Origin of the sequence: Pseudomonas sp. (genome assembly GCF_032058845.1) — a bacterium.
Lineage (GTDB): Bacteria > Pseudomonadota > Gammaproteobacteria > Pseudomonadales > Pseudomonadaceae > Aquipseudomonas.
Window position 1 is genome coordinate 1 of sequence record NZ_DAMCCR010000104.1, and the last position, 15026, is coordinate 15026.

Below are 15026 nucleotides of genomic sequence, written 5' to 3' on the forward strand. Positions count from 1 at the left end.
TCGCGCAATGGCAAAAGAGGCAAGTCGAGGGTGGTCTTCATGATTTCGCCTCTACAGCGGCCCTGTGGCCGGAAACCGTTGGAAATAGTGCTTGGGGTTAATGTGGGGGCAGGTCCGCAAAATTACAAGCGCTTCGGCCAGTAAATGCAGAAAGGGGCCCGAGGGCCCCTTTGGGTGTTGCAGAGTGTGCGCCAGCGACTCAGGCGTCGGGCGCAACCTTGGCTTGCGGCTCGCTGTTCTCGTAGATCAACAGCGGCTTGGACGTACCTTCGATGACGCTCTCGTCGATCACGACCTTGCTGACATCCTTCGCCGAAGGAATGTCGTACATGGTATCGAGCAACACGCCTTCGAGGATGGAACGCAGGCCCCGCGCACCGGTTTTGCGCTCCAGCGCCTTGTGCGCCACGGCCTTGAGTGCATCGCTGCGGAACTCGAGGTCAACGCTCTCCATTTCGAAGAGTTTGGCGTACTGCTTGGTCAGGGCGTTCTTCGGCTCGGTCAGGATCTGCACCAGGGCAGCCTCATCCAGCTCATCGAGCGTTGCCAGCACGGGCAGGCGACCGACGAACTCAGGGATCAGACCGAACTTGACGAGATCGTCCGGCTCGACTTCACGCAGAGATTCACCGACCTTCTTGCCCTCTTCCTTGCTGCGCACCTGGGCACCGAAACCGATGCCACCCTTGGCAGAACGGTTCTGGATGACTTTCTCCAGACCCGAGAAGGCACCGCCGCAGATGAACAGGATGTTGCGCGTGTCGACTTGCAGGAATTCCTGCTGCGGATGCTTGCGGCCACCCTGAGGCGGTACCGAGGCAACGGTACCCTCGATCAGCTTGAGCAGGGCTTGCTGCACACCCTCACCCGAAACATCACGGGTAATGGACGGGTTGTCGGACTTGCGCGAAATCTTGTCGATTTCGTCGATGTAGACGATGCCCATCTGGGCCTTCTCGACATCGTAATCGCACTTCTGCAGCAGTTTCTGAATGATGTTCTCGACGTCTTCACCCACATAACCGGCTTCGGTCAGGGTGGTGGCGTCGGCGATGGTGAACGGAACGTTCAACAGGCGCGCAAGCGTCTCGGCTAGCAGGGTCTTGCCCGAACCGGTAGGTCCGATCAGCAGGATATTGCTCTTGCCAAGCTCGACTTCGTCGCCCTTCTTGTCACGCTGATTGAGGCGCTTGTAGTGGTTGTAGACCGCTACGGCGAGCACCTTTTTCGCGCGTTCCTGACCAATGACGTACTGATCCAGGATACCGCTGATTTCTTTCGGCGAAGGCAGTTTATGCGCGCTGCTCTCGGCCTGTGCTTCCTGCACCTCCTCGCGGATGATGTCATTGCACAGGTCGACGCACTCGTCGCAGATAAATACCGAGGGCCCGGCAATCAATTTGCGCACTTCGTGCTGGCTTTTGCCGCAGAAGGAGCAATAGAGCAATTTGCCGCTGTCCTCGCCGTTACGGGTGTCAGTCATTCGATCGATCCAATCCGGGTAGGCTTGCAACACAAGATGAAGGCAATTGCGGTCTTTTTCAAGTCCGCAGGCAGGCGCGCACAGCGCCCGCCTGCTCTGGCGCCGTGATCAGGAAACCAGTTGCCGCTTGTCATACACCGAGTCGACCAGGCCGTACTCGGCAGCGCGGGTAGCGCTCATGAAGTTGTCACGCTCGGTGTCGCGCTTGATGGTGTCGATGTCCTGGCCAGTGTGGTAGGCCAGCAGCTCGTTCAGGCGCGCCTTGATGCTGAGGATTTCCTGAGCATGGATCTCGATGTCGGTCGCCTGCCCCTGGAAACCGCCAAGTGGCTGGTGAATCATCACCCGCGAGTTGGGCAGGCAGTGACGCTTGCCCTTGGCGCCGGCGGCCAGCAGGAACGCGCCCATGCTGCAGGCTTGACCCATGCAGATGGTCGACACGTCAGGTTTGACGAACTGCATGGTGTCGTAGATCGACATCCCGGCAGTCACCGAACCACCTGGGGAGTTGATGTACAGGTGGATGTCCTTGTCAGGGTTTTCTGCTTCGAGGAACAACAGCTGCGCCACGACCAGGTTGGCCATGTAGTCTTCGACCGGCCCTACCAGGAAGATCACGCGCTCCTTCAAGAGACGCGAGTAGATGTCATAGGAACGTTCGCCGCGGGCGGACTGTTCGACAACCATTGGGACCAGGCCGCCGGCGGCCTGAATGTCAGAGCTCTGCTGAATATAAGAATTGCGGGACATGTCCTGCACTCACTCCGAAATAGTCATGGCTTGAATACGCACAAGCCAGCGCGAAGGCTGGCTTGTGAGGGTTTCCTACGAAATTAACGTATTACTCAGCAGCTGGAGCCTGTGCTGGTTTTACCGCTTCTTCGTACGAGACCGACTTGTCGGTCACAGTCGCTTTCTGCAAAACAGTATCTACAACTTGCTCTTCGAGCACAACCGAGCGCACTTCGTTCATCTGCTCGTCGTTTTTGTAGTACCAGGCGATGACTTGCTCAGGCTCCTGATACGCCGAAGCCATCTCTTCGATCATTTCACGAACCTTGGTGTCTTCAGGCTTGAGCTCGAACTGCTTGACCACTTCAGCCACGATCAGGCCCAGCACAACGCGGCGCTTGGCTTGCTCTTCGAACAGCTCGGCCGGCAGTTGATCAGGCTTGATGTTGCCACCGAACTGCTGCACCGCTTGCACGCGCAGACGGTTGACTTCGTTTTCCAGCAGCGCTTTTGGCACTTCGATCGGGTTGGCCGCCAGCAGACCGTCCATGACCTGAGTCTTGACCTTGGCCTTGATGGCCTGGCGCAGCTCGCGCTCCATGTTCTTGCGCACTTCGGTGCGGAAGCCTTCGAGCGACGATTCCTTGATACCGAACTGGGCGAAGAATTCTTCGTTCAGCTCTGGCAGCTGAGGCGCCGCCACGGCATTGACGGTGATGGTGAACTCAGCGGCCTTGCTGGCCAGGTCGAGGTTCTGGTAGTCCTCGGGGAAGGTGACGTTGACGACACGCTCTTCGCCAGCCTTGGCGCCGACCAGACCGTCTTCGAAGCCTGGGATCATGCGGCCCGAGCCCAGCACCAGCTGAGTGCCCTTGGCCGAACCACCCTGGAACTCTTCACCGTCTACCTTGCCGACGAAATCGATGGTGACCTGGTCGTCGTTCTGCGCTTCGCGCTCGACGGTTTCAAAGCGCACGTTCTGCTTGCGCAGCACTTCCAGCATCTTGTCCAGGTCGGCATCGGCCACTTCGGCGCTCAGGCGTTCGATGTTGATCGATTCCAGGCCAGCAACGGTGAACTCCGGGAACACTTCGAAGATCGCGACGAACTCGAGATCGCCACCCTTTTCGAACGACTTGGGCTCAACGGCAGGTGCGCCGGCCGGGGTCAGCTTCTGCTCGACGATGGCTTCATAGAAAGAGGCCTGGACCAGCTCGCCGAACGCTTCTTCACGGGCAGCCGCTTCGTAGCGCTGACGGATAACGCTCATAGGCACTTTGCCAGGGCGGAAGCCTGGGACCTTGGCGCGACGGGCAGTCTGTTGCAGACGCTTGTTGACTTCGTTCTCGACGCGCTCAGCCGGAACGGCGATGGTCATGCGACGCTCGAGAGCAGAAGTGTTTTCAACAGAAACTTGCATGGATATTCCTCGTTGCACAGACGTTAGCCGGCGATAGCCCGACTCCAGAAATCAAGGGCAAACATTCTAGTGACTCACGCACCAGAAGTCACCCCACTCCAGACGACGTAAACCCGCGCCGGACGTTTTTGTGATAAAGGCCTCGCGACATTGCGCCAGACCCGGCAAAACCAGGACGCCCAGACGCAAAAACGTCCACGCGCGCTTGTGACCTGTGAACTGGACCTCAGCCAGCGCCCATCAGGGCGCCGCAGGGTCGAGCTCGTTGAAATGACAGTATTCTTCCCACTCCAGCCCCAGCGCCTCGGCCACCTCCTGGTGGGTTTCAAGGCGCATGCTGGCCAGCGCCTCGGGCGACTCGGCGATCAGCTCCAGCGCTAGCTCCCAAGCCTGCAGACCCTGCGCCTGCGCCTGATCCTCGAACGCCCACTGGATCTGCTGGGCCTGCTCGCGCGCATCGAGGCCTTGTATCTCCTCGAGCAACTGCGCATTGGCTTCGGCAAAACGCTGCAGCGCGACGGCCTGGCGATGTTCTTTTGCAATCATGGGACTTCCTTCTGCCAGCACGGCGAACGGCGTTCACCTCGAACTCGACGCTCGATGGCCAAACGCTTGTCAGTGACGATCAGAAATGGGGGGCTGCGCGAGAAATTCAAGGGTGTGCGAAGAAAAGTGCGTCTCTGCATTCAGGCCTGCAGCCCAAGCGGATCGCGCTGCCTCAGCCCCACACCCTCTTTATATTGCACATTGGCAGAAAATACGCGGATCACGAGAGGTTTTCGCCGAGCAGAAACGAATAAAGGCAGCCGTTTGGCTGCCTTTATTCGTATGCCCAACAGGGCGCTAGATGGTGCGGACGAAGAGACTCGAACTCTTACAGCTTGCGCCGCTGGAACCTAAATCCAGTGTGTCTACCAATTCCACCACGTCCGCATGCAACCGTTAAAACCATGCAACAGTTAAAACAAAGGCGCCAGATTATTTAATCAAGGCGCCTTCGAAGAATATGGGGTGGACGATGGGAATCGAACCCACGACAACTGGAATCACAATCCAGCGCTCTACCAACTGAGCTACGCCCACCATATTGCGGTGTTACGTTGAAACTTCACTTGCTTGCCAAAGCTGCCTTAGTGGCGCACCCGGCAGGACTCGAACCTGCGACCATCCGCTTAGAAGGCGGATGCTCTATCCAGCTGAGCTACGGGCACATATTCAATCTGCTTTCTGGTAGGATTGCAAATCAACTTCAGCCGTACCGAACAAGCTAGCAAATCTGCTCATTCTGCCTGACCTTGCTAACCAGTGCTAGGCTCTGCCCGACAAGTGCGACGAATGTTATAGACGAGCCTTCATGTCGTCAACACTTTTCTAAAAAAAATTTAGCCTATTGAAGGGGTTAGAGGATTTGCCCGACCACGCGCCTTTTGCCCCCAGGCTGTGTCGTGCGAGAATGCCGCCCCTTATCTGTTCTCATCTTGATGGTTAAACACGCGTCTATGACTGCACACCTTATCGATGGCAAGGCGATCGCCGCCAACCTGCGCAAGCAGATCGCTCAACGTGTCGTTGAGCGCCGCCAGCAGGGCCTGCGCACACCGGGCCTGGCGGTGATCCTGGTCGGCACCGACCCTGCCTCACAAGTCTATGTCTCGCACAAGCGCAAGGACTGCGAAGAGGTTGGCTTCATTTCGCAGGCTTTCGACCTGCCTGCCGCCACCGCCCAAGACGACCTGACCGGGTTGATCGATCGCCTCAATGACGACCCGAGCATCGACGGCATCCTGCTGCAACTGCCCTTGCCCGCTCACCTCGATGCTTCGAGCCTGCTCGAGCGTATCCGTCCAGACAAAGACGTCGACGGTTTCCACCCCTACAACGTCGGTCGCCTGGCGCAACGCATTCCACTGCTGCGCCCGTGTACGCCCAAAGGCATCATGACCCTGCTCGAAAGCACCGGGCAGGACCTGTACGGCATGGACGCGGTGATCGTGGGTGCGTCGAACATCGTGGGGCGCCCCATGGCGATGGAACTGCTGCTCGCCGGCTGCACCGTGACCGTTTGCCACCGCTTCACCAAGGACCTGCCCGGCCATGTAGGCCGCGCGGACCTGGTGGTCGTGGCTGCGGGCAAGGCAGGCCTGGTGAAAGGTGAATGGATCAAGCCGGGCGCGATCGTGATCGATGTCGGCATCAACCGTCAGGAAGACGGCCGACTGGTCGGCGACGTGGTCTATGAAAGCGCCCTGCCCCGCGCCGGCTGGATCACGCCGGTACCCGGCGGTGTAGGCCCGATGACTCGCGCCTGCCTGCTGGAAAACACGCTGTTCGCGGCTGAAGAGCTGCACGCCTAGGGGTATCAGGCGTCGCGCAGCGGCCTGCTCAGCAAGCGAAAACGGCATCTCGACGCGAGATGCCGTTTTTTTTCGCCCGGGTGAAACGTTCAAGCCGTCACCCTAGAGCCATCACCGCGGAAACGTTCGGCAACTGGTCAGACCGGTCAGCCTGAAACACCTTGCAATGCGGAAAAAGGCGGGCGTAGAGTGAGCGCGCACTGGACAAACCGGTAAGACCACAATAATTAAGTCCACGCTCACGGGCGCTCCACCACCGGCGAGCAAGGACACCGACCAAGAGACTCCTCCCATGCTCAAATGGTGCTCGCGTTCGATCTTCCTGCAAGTCGTGCTAGGCCTTGCCCTCGGGGTGATCTGCGGCCTCAGCTTCCCCGAAGTTTCCCTGCAGCTCAAACCCCTCGGCGACGGTTTCATCAAACTGATCAAGATGCTGATCGGCATCATCGTCTTCTGCGTGGTGGTCAGCGGTATCTCCGGCGCAGGTGACTTGAAGAAGGTCGGTCGTATCGGCTTGAAATCGGTCATCTACTTCGAAGTGCTCACGACCATTGCGCTGGTGATCGGCCTGGTATTCGCGTTCACCAGCGGTATCGGTACGGGCGCCAATATCCATCTGGACCAGTTGTCCAGCGCCGATGCCAACGGCCTGGCCGAGCGCGGCCATCAGATCCATGGCACCGCCACTTTCCTCATGGACCTGATCCCCACTTCGGTGGTGGGTGCCTTTGCAGACAACAACATTCTGCAGGTACTGCTGTTCTCGGTGCTGTTCGGCAGCGCCCTGAACCTGGTCGGCGAGCCGGCTTCGGGCATTTCCCGCCTGATCAATGAACTCAGCCACGTGGTGTTCCGCATCATGGGCATGATCGTACGCCTGGCGCCCATCGGCGTGTTCGGCGCCATCGCCTTCACCACCAGCAAATATGGCCTCGAGTCGCTGCAGCACCTGGGCGGCCTGGTGGCGCTCTTCTACCTGACCTGCGCAGGCTTCGTGCTGATCATCCTCGGGACCGTGATGCGCGTGTCGGGGCTCAAGCTGATTCCACTGATCAAATACCTGCGTGAAGAACTGACCATCGTGCTCGGCACCGCCTCGTCCGATGCGGTGCTGCCGCAGATCATGCGCAAGCTCGAACACCTGGGCATCGGCAGTTCAACCGTGGGCCTGGTGATCCCCACAGGGTATTCTTTCAACCTCGACGGTTTCTCGATCTACCTGACCCTGGCCATCGTGTTCATCGCCAACGCCACCGGTACACCGCTGGCCATGACCGACCTGCTCACCATCCTGCTGGTCTCGCTGGTAACGTCCAAAGGCGCCCACGGCATCCCAGGTTCGGCGCTGGTGATCCTTGCCGCAACGCTGACCGCAGTGCCCGCGATTCCGGTGGTCGGCCTGGTGCTGGTGCTGGCAGTGGACTGGTTCATGGGCATTGGCCGCGCGCTGACCAACCTGATCGGCAACTGCGTTGCCACCGTGGCCATCGCTCGCTGGGAAAAAGACATCGATCTGGAACGCGCCAACAATGTGCTCGCCGGCAAGCCGGGCTTTGCCCTCGCCGCTCGCAAACCGGGCACCGCCCATCAATAGCAAGACTGCAACAGCCGCCGGCGCCCCGCGTCGGCGCGCGAGGAATCCCGATGCATCCACACCCGGAGAGCCACCTGTGATCAGCTCATCGACCGTGGTCAACGCTGTAGTGGAAAAGCTGCGTCAGGCTTTGGCCCGTGGCCAATGGCGCAGCGGTGACATGCTGCCTGGCCAGCGCGAGCTGGCGGAGCAACTGGGCATCAGCCGCCCCAGCCTGCGCGAAGCCGTCACCGTACTGGAAACCCTGGGCCTGCTGCGCTCGCTGCCAGGCAAAGGCGTGCTGGTGCTGGACGTCGATGCCGGGGTGCTGAGCAACGCCGGTGAACAGGTCGCGGGCGCCAGCCTGGCTGACGTACTGCAACTGCGCTACACCCTCGAGCCGTTCATCGTCGGGCTGGTGGCGCAGTCAGCCAACAGCCAGGACATCGGCCAACTGCGCCTGACCCTGATGGACATGCGTGAAGCGCTGGACGAGCAGGACAGTGAAGCCGGGGTCTCGGCCTACATCGCGTTTCACCAAGCGCTGTTCGCGCTGACCACCAACCCGATCTTCCAGAGCGTGGTCCAACAGACCGGCACTGCACTCAAGCAGAGCGCCGACATGCTGCGCAAATCGCCCGAACACCTGGCCGCGCGGCTGACTGAAAATGAAGCCGTGGTGCGCGCGATCCGCGAAAAGAACAGCGCCAAGGCCAGCGCCCAGATGCGTCGCCACATCCTTCAGGAAGGTCTGCGCATGGGCATCGAGCTGAACATACCGGACGAAAGCCCGTCCCCCTGACACTGGAGAGCGACCATGCCCGCCTGCGCCCACGCCGCCCCCCGTCTGCCCAAGCTGCTGCTCGGCGGTGAAACACGCCTGTCTGCCGAGCAGATCTATCCACGCCTGTTCGACGCCATCCTCGAGCAGCGCCTGCCACCGGGCAGCCCGTTGCCTGAACAAGCGCTGAGCAATGCCTTCGGGGTCAGCCGTACGGTGATTCGGCGCGTACTCGGGCGGCTGTCGGATCAGCAAGTGATCGTACAGCGTCCGAGCCACACCGCGCACCTCGCCGCCCCGGACCCTCAGCAGGCCAGACAGGTGCTCAGCGCGCGGCGCCTGGCAGAAACCACGTTGATCGGCCTGGCCACGCAACGCGCCCGACCCACGCAGATTCGCCAATTGCGCCAGTTGGTGGAGCGCGAACGCCAGCACCATGAGCGCGGCGAGCGCTGCACGGCGATTCGTCTGGGTGGCGAGTTTCACCTGAAGCTGGCGCAGATGGCCGACAACGCCCCGCTGGCGCGATTTCTCAATGGACTGGTGCCAATGACCTCGCTGATCATCGCGCGTTATGAGTCGCCGTGTTGCGAGCACTGCGCCTGGGAAGAGCATGCCGCGATCATCGATGCGATCGAGCAAGGCGATGCCAACGCGGCACTGACCCTGATGCACGAACACCTCGACCGCCTGGAACACAAGCTCGTGCTGGAGCCCCGCCACTGACGCCGACGCGCCACCCTTGCAGGTAGCGCGCCGTCAGGTCGCCATCAGATCACTGGCCCCGGTCGCTCATCGCGCCGGTGCCAGTTTGCCCTTGGCATCGGAGAAGACGATTTCGACGCGGCGGTTCTGCGCCCGCCCGCGCTCGGAGGCGTTGGCTTCGATCGGATACTGATCACCATAGCCCTGCACCTCGATACGCCGCTCATCGACCCCCAGGTCGACCAGCATGTCGGCTACGGCCTGGGCGCGGTCGCGCGACAGCATGAGGTTCTCCTCGCTGGGCCCGGTGCTGTCGGTGTAGCCCTCGATGCGCACCACGCGGCGCGGGTTGAGCTGCAGGAACTGCACCAGCTTGAGCACGGTGCGGCTGGCAGCGTTCTTCAACTCGGCGCGACCGGTGTCGAAGAGCACATCGCTCAAGGTCATGACCAGGCCGCGGTCACCCTGCTCCGAGGCCAGTGCCGCGATCTGCGTTTCCAGCCATTTGCCCTGCTGCTGAACGCTGTCGAGCTTGGCTTCACGCAGCGCCAGCTGCAGGCGCTGACGCTCCAGATCGAGCTTGGCCAGGCGCTCCTCATTCAGGGCCAGCTTGCTGTGCTCGCGGGCAATCTCGCTGTAGCGCTGGCTGAGGTAGGCATAGTGACGCACATCGCTACCGCTGCCGATGTAACTGGACAGGCGCTCGGCGCGGCCCAAGGACTCACCGGCACGGATCACGTCGCGTGGCGCACTGCGCAACACATCGGCATCGTCCTTGACGGCTTGAAATGCGCTGGAGGCGTCGGTGAGGGTCTGTTCGCTGCGCTCGCTGGCGCACCCTTGCAAGCCGGCAACGGCCATCACGGCGATCAGGCCTGCGCTGATGCGGCTCATGGCTGCACCGCCAACTGCTTGCGCAGACGATCAACGCGGGTCTGTACCACGTTCAACTGGGTCTGGCTCTTTTGCGTCAGTACCCGGGCCTCGGCCAGGCGGGCATCCAGCTCGGCCTGCTCGGCGCGCATGCGAGCATCGCGGTACTGCGCCGACAGCATGTTGCCGCGGGCGCGGTCGAGCTTGTCTTGCGCGAGTTTGAATTCAGGCACTTCATCGGTGGCACCGACGGCCTTGGCCTGCTCCAGCGCCTGCTCGGACAGGCGCATCTGTTCGGTGGGCGCCGGATCGCTGGCGCAGCCTGTCAGGCCACACAGGGCCAGGGCGAGGGTCAAGGTCGGGATTCTCAAGCGACTGTTCCTAGTGTCTGGGGGCTTCCGGCAAGGGCTGCATCTGCGCTTTCCAACGCTCGACGTTGCGTTGCAGCACGGCCTCAGAGGCGCCGGAAATCGATAATTCTGTCAGTTTTTTCGCCAGTTGTCCGCGCAACCACGGATCGTTGCAGGCCGAATTGTGCGAGACCGCGAGGTACAACCCGGGCCGGTCGACCGGCAGCCCGCGCGGCGCAAGGTCATTGGCCACGCCCAGGCCCTGTGCCATTGCCATGCCAGCGTAGCGCCCGGCCAGCACGTAATCGACCTGGCCAAGCACCAGCTTCTGGAAGGCCTGGGTGAGGTTCTGCGACCGCTCCAGCTTCAAGGCGTTCTTGGCGAAGGTTTCAAAGGCAGGCGACAGGCGCGCCTTGGCCGACACGCTGCCTTTGTACGCAGCCAGATCTGCCACGCCCTCCAGGTTGAGCTCGGCATCGGCGCGGGTCCAGATGAGGTATTCGTTGAGCTGCAGCGGGGGGTGAATGTAGTCGAGTGCCGTGAGCTGATCGGTGTTCAGCGGGGCGTCGAGCAGCAGGTCCATGCGTCCGCTGCGCACCTCTTCAAGGGCCTGTTCGCGGCGGCCGGCCTGCAGCACCTGAACGCTGATGCCCATTTCCTGGGTGATCTGACGCAACAGGTCGACATTGGCACCGATCAGGTGCCGAGGGTCGTTCGGGTCCTGCCATGAGTAAGGCGGCGCATCCGGGCTGCCTGTCACGACAAGCCGCTCGCACTTGCCCGCGGCCAACGCCAGCGGTGAGCCCAGCGCGAGTGCCAGCATGCTCCCTGTTGCCCATGTCCGAACCGCCATGCCCCGCTCCTAGCCGCCAAAAAAAACCCGGCCCTCCAAGTGAGGGCCGGGCTTCTTTATAAGGGAAGGCGCCGGATCAGACCAGCTTTTCCAACTCGGGAAGGGCTTCGAACAAGTCGGCGACCAGGCCATAGTCGGCGACCTGGAAAATCGGAGCCTCTTCGTCCTTGTTGATCGCGACGATCACCTTGGAGTCCTTCATGCCCGCCAGGTGCTGGATGGCACCGGAAATACCCACGGCGATGTACAGCTGCGGCGCGACGATCTTGCCGGTCTGGCCGACCTGCATGTCGTTGGGCACGTAGCCGGCGTCGACCGCCGCACGCGATGCGCCTACTGCGGCGCCAAGCTTGTCGGCGAGGCTGTAGAGGTGGCTGAAGTTGTCACCGTTCTGCAGGCCACGGCCGCCGGAAATGACGATCTTGGCGGCGGTCAGTTCGGGACGGTCGGATTTGGCCAGCTCCTCGCTGACGAAGGTCGACTTGCCAGCGTCGTGGGCCGACGAAACGGCTTCGACCGACGCCGAGCCGCCTTCACTGGCAACCGGGTCGAAACCGGTGCCACGCACGGTGATGACCTTGACCGCGGCCGAAGACTGCACGGTGGCGATGGCGTTGCCGGCGTAGATCGGCCGCTTGAAGGTGTCGGCAGATTCTACCGAGATGATCTCGGAAATCTGGTCGACGTCGAGCAGTGCAGCCACGCGCGGCAGAATGTTCTTGCCGTTGGTGGACGCCGGGGCCAGCACGTGGCTGTAGTTGGCGGCCAGCTCGACGATCAGCGGCGCGACGTTTTCAGGCAGGGCATGTTCATAGGCCGCATTGTCGGCAACCAGCACCTTGCTGACACCGGCGATCTTGGCAGCGGCTTCGGCGAGGGTGCCGACGTTGGCGCCCGCCACCAGCAGGTGCACGTCACCACCGATCTTGCCGGCCGCAGCAACGGTGTTGAGCGTAGCCGGGGCAATTGCACCGGCTTCATGTTCAGCGATAACCAGGATAGTCATTTAGATTACCTTCGCCTCGTTCTTCAGTTTGTCGACCAGTTCAGCCACCGACTTGACCATGATACCGGCGCCACGGGCTGCCGGAGCCTCGACCTTGAGGGTCTTGGTGGTGGAGGTGATGGCGATGCCGAGCGCCTCGGGCGTAACGGTTTCCAGGGGCTTTTTCTTGGCCTTCATGATGTTCGGCAGCGACGCGTAGCGCGGCTCGTTCAGGCGCAGGTCGGTGGTGACCACGGCAGGCAGGCTGAGGGCAACGGTCTGCAGGCCGCCGTCGATTTCACGGGTGACGTTGAGCGTGTCGCCGGCGACTTCGACCTTGGACGCGAAGGTGCCCTGGGCGAACCCGGTGAGGGCAGCGAGCATCTGGCCGGTCTGATTGTTGTCGCTGTCGATGGCCTGTTTGCCGAGGATCACCAGCTGAGGCTGTTCCTTGTCGACGACGGCCTTGAGCGCCTTGGCCACGGCCAGCGAGTTCAGCTCATCGGCCACTTCGACCAGAATGGCGCGGTCAGCACCCAGTGCCAGGGCGGTGCGCAGTTGTTCCTGGGCAGCGGTCGGGCCTACGGCCACGGCGACGATCTCGGTGGCCACGCCCTTCTCTTTCAGGCGCACAGCCTCTTCCACGGCGATTTCGCAGAAGGGGTTCATGGACATCTTGACGTTTGCAAGGTCGACGCCGGAGTTGTCCGCCTTGACGCGAACCTTGACGTTGTAGTCGACCACTCGTTTGACAGCTACAAGAACCTTCATGGATTCCTCGTTACTCTCCGGTGAAAAGAATGTCGCTCGGGCCTGGCCCGGCGAATGCGCGTGGGTACAAGGGCACCTCTGAAAAACGGTCCAACGCTGGCAAATTTAGCGCGGAGCCTGTGGCCGGTTGCGCACCGGCCTGGCAAAACCTGCGGGTCAATCCAGGTGGTGGCGTGTAGACTTCACTACAACACGTTCAATGGCCGGAAAACCTTGCCTGGCGCCGGGTTTTTAGAGGTGCTCCTGCGCCTGGCAGGCAGCCCGCGGCAAGCGTAAAAGCGCTCGTATCTTGACTGCAACACCCCCTTCGGTCAATACGCCAAATCGGCCAGTTTCCAGCCCCGCCCCTGTGAATTTACAGGGCTGCGGCAAATTCAAACAAACGTTTGTATTGGACCGCCGAGGTGGTGTAGATATAATGCCGGCCACCTCAAAACGGTGTAGTCAGTCATTCCAGAAGCTACAGCCAAGATAGCCAGGGTCGACTGCACTGAATCCCAGACAAGCACCGCGAAACAGCCTTGATGAGTAGGAGAGAACCATTGGAACGCGAATACATGGAATTCGACGTCGTCATCGTCGGCGCTGGCCCGGCGGGACTGTCCGCCGCCTGCCGCCTGAAGCAGAAGGCCGCCGAAGCCGGTAACGAGATCAGCGTCTGCGTGGTCGAGAAAGGCTCTGAGGTCGGTGCTCACATTCTCTCCGGTGCGGTGTTCGAGCCCCGTGCGCTCAATGAACTGTTCCCTGACTGGCAAGCCCTTGGCGCGCCGCTCAACACCGCGGTCAAGCGCGATGACATCTACGTGCTCAAAGATGGCGAAACGGCCATCAAGGTGCCCGACCTGTTCGTGCCCAAGACCATGCACAACGAGGGCAACTACATCATTTCGCTGGGCAACCTGTGCCGCTGGCTGGCACAGCAGGCCGAGAACCTCGGCGTCGAGATCTACCCGGGCTTTGCCGCCCAGGAAGCGCTGATCGATGAACAGGGCGTGGTCCGCGGCATCGTCACCGGTGACCTGGGCGTCGACCGCGAAGGCAAGCCCAAGGAAGGCCTGTACACCCCCGGCATGGAACTGCGCGCCAAGTACACGCTGTTCGCCGAAGGGTGCCGCGGGCATATCGGCAAGCAACTGATCAAGCGCTTCGATCTGGCCAGCGAGTCGGACGTGCAGCACTACGGCATCGGCCTCAAGGAAATCTGGGAGATCGACCCGAGCAAGCACCAGCAGGGCCTGGTCGTGCACACCGCCGGCTGGCCACTGGACGTGGTGGCCAAGGACAACACCGGCGGCTCGTTCCTCTATCACCTGGAAAACAATCAGGTGGTGGTGGGCCTGATCGTCGATCTGTCCTACGCCAACCCGTACCTGTCACCGTTCGACGAGTTCCAGCGGCTCAAGCACCACCCGGTGATCAGCCAGTACCTCGAAGGTGGCAAGCGCATCAGCTATGGCGCTCGCGCCCTGGCCAAGGGCGGTTTGAATTCGCTGCCCAAGATGATCTTCGCCGGCGGCGCCCTCATCGGTTGCGACCTTGGCACCATGAACGTGGCCAAGATCAAGGGCAGCCATACCGCCATGAAGTCCGGCATGCTTGCCGCCGACGCCGTGGCCGACGCGCTGCTGGCCGGTGGCGAGGGTGGCGATGCGCTGACCGGGTACGTAGAGGCGTTCAAGGCCAGCTGGCTGCATGACGAGCTGTACAGCAGCCGCAACTTCGGCCCAGCCATGCACAAGTTCGGCCCGTTGTTCGGCGCCGCCTTCAACTATGTCGAGCAGAACTGGTTCGCCGGCAAGCTGCCCTTCACGCTGCGTGACACCAAGCCTGACTACGCCTGCCTGAAGCTGGCCGCCGAGTCGAAGAAAATCGACTACCCCAAGCCCGACGGCAAGCTCAGCTTCGACAAGCTCAGCTCGGTGTTCATCTCCGGTACCAACCACGAAGAAGAGCAGCCCTGCCACCTCAAGCTGACCGATCCGAACATTCCGATCGCCAGCAACCTGCCCCTGTATGACGAGCCGGCGCAGCGCTACTGCCCGGCCGGCGTGTACGAAGTGGTGACGCAGGAAGACGGCAGCAAGCGCTTCCAGATCAACGCGCAGAACTGCGTGCACTGCAAGACGTGCGACATCAAGGACCCGGC

14 protein-coding genes and 3 tRNA genes are annotated in these 15026 nt (G+C 61.5%); 5 read left to right on the forward strand and 12 right to left on the reverse strand.

Annotation, left to right across the window (positions count from 1 at the left end):
* Positions 1 to 199: 199 nt before the first annotated feature.
* From clpX to RT028_RS16895, 7 genes are all read right to left on the reverse strand, one after another.
* On the reverse strand, positions 200 to 1483 hold the full coding sequence (gene clpX / locus RT028_RS16865) for an ATP-dependent Clp protease ATP-binding subunit ClpX (RefSeq protein ID WP_312936256.1): 1284 nt from the start codon (positions 1481 to 1483) through the stop codon (positions 200 to 202).
* Positions 1484 to 1591: 108 nt separating this feature from the next.
* Positions 1592 to 2233: an ATP-dependent Clp endopeptidase proteolytic subunit ClpP gene (gene clpP, locus RT028_RS16870; RefSeq protein ID WP_312936257.1), complete on the reverse strand. Its 642-nt coding sequence runs from the start codon at positions 2231 to 2233 to the stop codon at positions 1592 to 1594.
* Between the two features lie 91 nt (positions 2234 to 2324).
* Positions 2325 to 3635 carry a trigger factor gene (gene tig, locus RT028_RS16875; protein ID WP_312936258.1) on the reverse strand — a complete coding sequence of 437 codons (1311 nt, stop codon included), beginning with the start codon at positions 3633 to 3635 and terminating at the stop codon, positions 2325 to 2327.
* A 240-nt stretch (positions 3636 to 3875) separates the two neighbouring features.
* Complete coding sequence (locus RT028_RS16880) at positions 3876 to 4181, reverse strand: DUF6388 family protein (RefSeq protein ID WP_312936259.1); 306 nt, start codon at positions 4179 to 4181, stop codon at positions 3876 to 3878.
* A gap of 302 nt (positions 4182 to 4483) precedes the next feature.
* Positions 4484 to 4568 (reverse strand) — tRNA-Leu (locus tag RT028_RS16885).
* Between the two features lie 74 nt (positions 4569 to 4642).
* Positions 4643 to 4718: transfer RNA gene (locus tag RT028_RS16890), tRNA-His, on the reverse strand.
* Positions 4719 to 4769: 51 nt separating this feature from the next.
* Positions 4770 to 4846 (reverse strand) — tRNA-Arg (locus RT028_RS16895).
* 288 nt (positions 4847 to 5134) lie between these two features.
* On the opposite strand from RT028_RS16895, the gene folD reads away from it, so the two are divergent.
* The 4 genes from folD (at position 5135) to RT028_RS16915 (ending at position 9069) form a co-directional block, all read left to right on the forward strand.
* The gene (gene folD / locus RT028_RS16900) at positions 5135 to 5989 is read left to right on the forward strand and encodes a bifunctional methylenetetrahydrofolate dehydrogenase/methenyltetrahydrofolate cyclohydrolase FolD (RefSeq protein WP_312936260.1); all 855 of its coding nucleotides are present in this window, start codon (positions 5135 to 5137) and stop codon (positions 5987 to 5989) included.
* A 292-nt stretch (positions 5990 to 6281) separates the two neighbouring features.
* A complete protein-coding gene (locus tag RT028_RS16905) occupies positions 6282 to 7583 on the forward strand; it encodes a C4-dicarboxylate transporter DctA (RefSeq protein WP_312936261.1) in 1302 nt (433 codons plus the stop codon).
* 76 nt (positions 7584 to 7659) lie between these two features.
* Positions 7660 to 8364 (forward strand): FadR/GntR family transcriptional regulator, encoded by a 705-nt coding sequence (locus RT028_RS16910; protein WP_312936262.1) that lies wholly within the window; start codon positions 7660 to 7662, stop codon positions 8362 to 8364.
* A gap of 15 nt (positions 8365 to 8379) precedes the next feature.
* A complete protein-coding gene (locus RT028_RS16915) occupies positions 8380 to 9069 on the forward strand; it encodes a GntR family transcriptional regulator (protein ID WP_312936263.1) in 690 nt (229 codons plus the stop codon).
* Positions 9070 to 9135: 66 nt separating this feature from the next.
* On the opposite strand, the gene RT028_RS16920 is transcribed toward RT028_RS16915, so the two are convergent.
* The 5 genes from RT028_RS16920 to RT028_RS16940 form a co-directional block, all read right to left on the reverse strand.
* Positions 9136 to 9942 carry an OmpA family protein gene (locus RT028_RS16920; protein WP_312936264.1) on the reverse strand — a complete coding sequence of 269 codons (807 nt, stop codon included), beginning with the start codon at positions 9940 to 9942 and terminating at the stop codon, positions 9136 to 9138.
* Positions 9939 to 10292 (reverse strand): DUF4398 domain-containing protein, encoded by a 354-nt coding sequence (locus RT028_RS16925; protein ID WP_312936265.1) that lies wholly within the window; start codon positions 10290 to 10292, stop codon positions 9939 to 9941. Before RT028_RS16925 ends, RT028_RS16920 begins: the two co-directional genes overlap by 4 nt.
* 10 nt (positions 10293 to 10302) lie before the next feature.
* Positions 10303 to 11124 (reverse strand): transporter substrate-binding domain-containing protein, encoded by an 822-nt coding sequence (locus tag RT028_RS16930; protein WP_312936266.1) that lies wholly within the window; start codon positions 11122 to 11124, stop codon positions 10303 to 10305.
* A gap of 76 nt (positions 11125 to 11200) precedes the next feature.
* Positions 11201 to 12130: an FAD-binding protein gene (locus tag RT028_RS16935; protein ID WP_312936267.1), complete on the reverse strand. Its 930-nt coding sequence runs from the start codon at positions 12128 to 12130 to the stop codon at positions 11201 to 11203.
* Entirely contained in the window at positions 12131 to 12880 is a 750-nt protein-coding gene (locus RT028_RS16940; protein WP_312936268.1) for an electron transfer flavoprotein subunit beta/FixA family protein, read from the reverse strand.
* Between the two features lie 542 nt (positions 12881 to 13422).
* Here RT028_RS16940 and RT028_RS16945 point away from each other — a divergent pair.
* On the forward strand, positions 13423 to 15026 hold a 1604-nt coding region (locus RT028_RS16945), incomplete at its 3' end, for an electron transfer flavoprotein-ubiquinone oxidoreductase (RefSeq protein WP_312936269.1).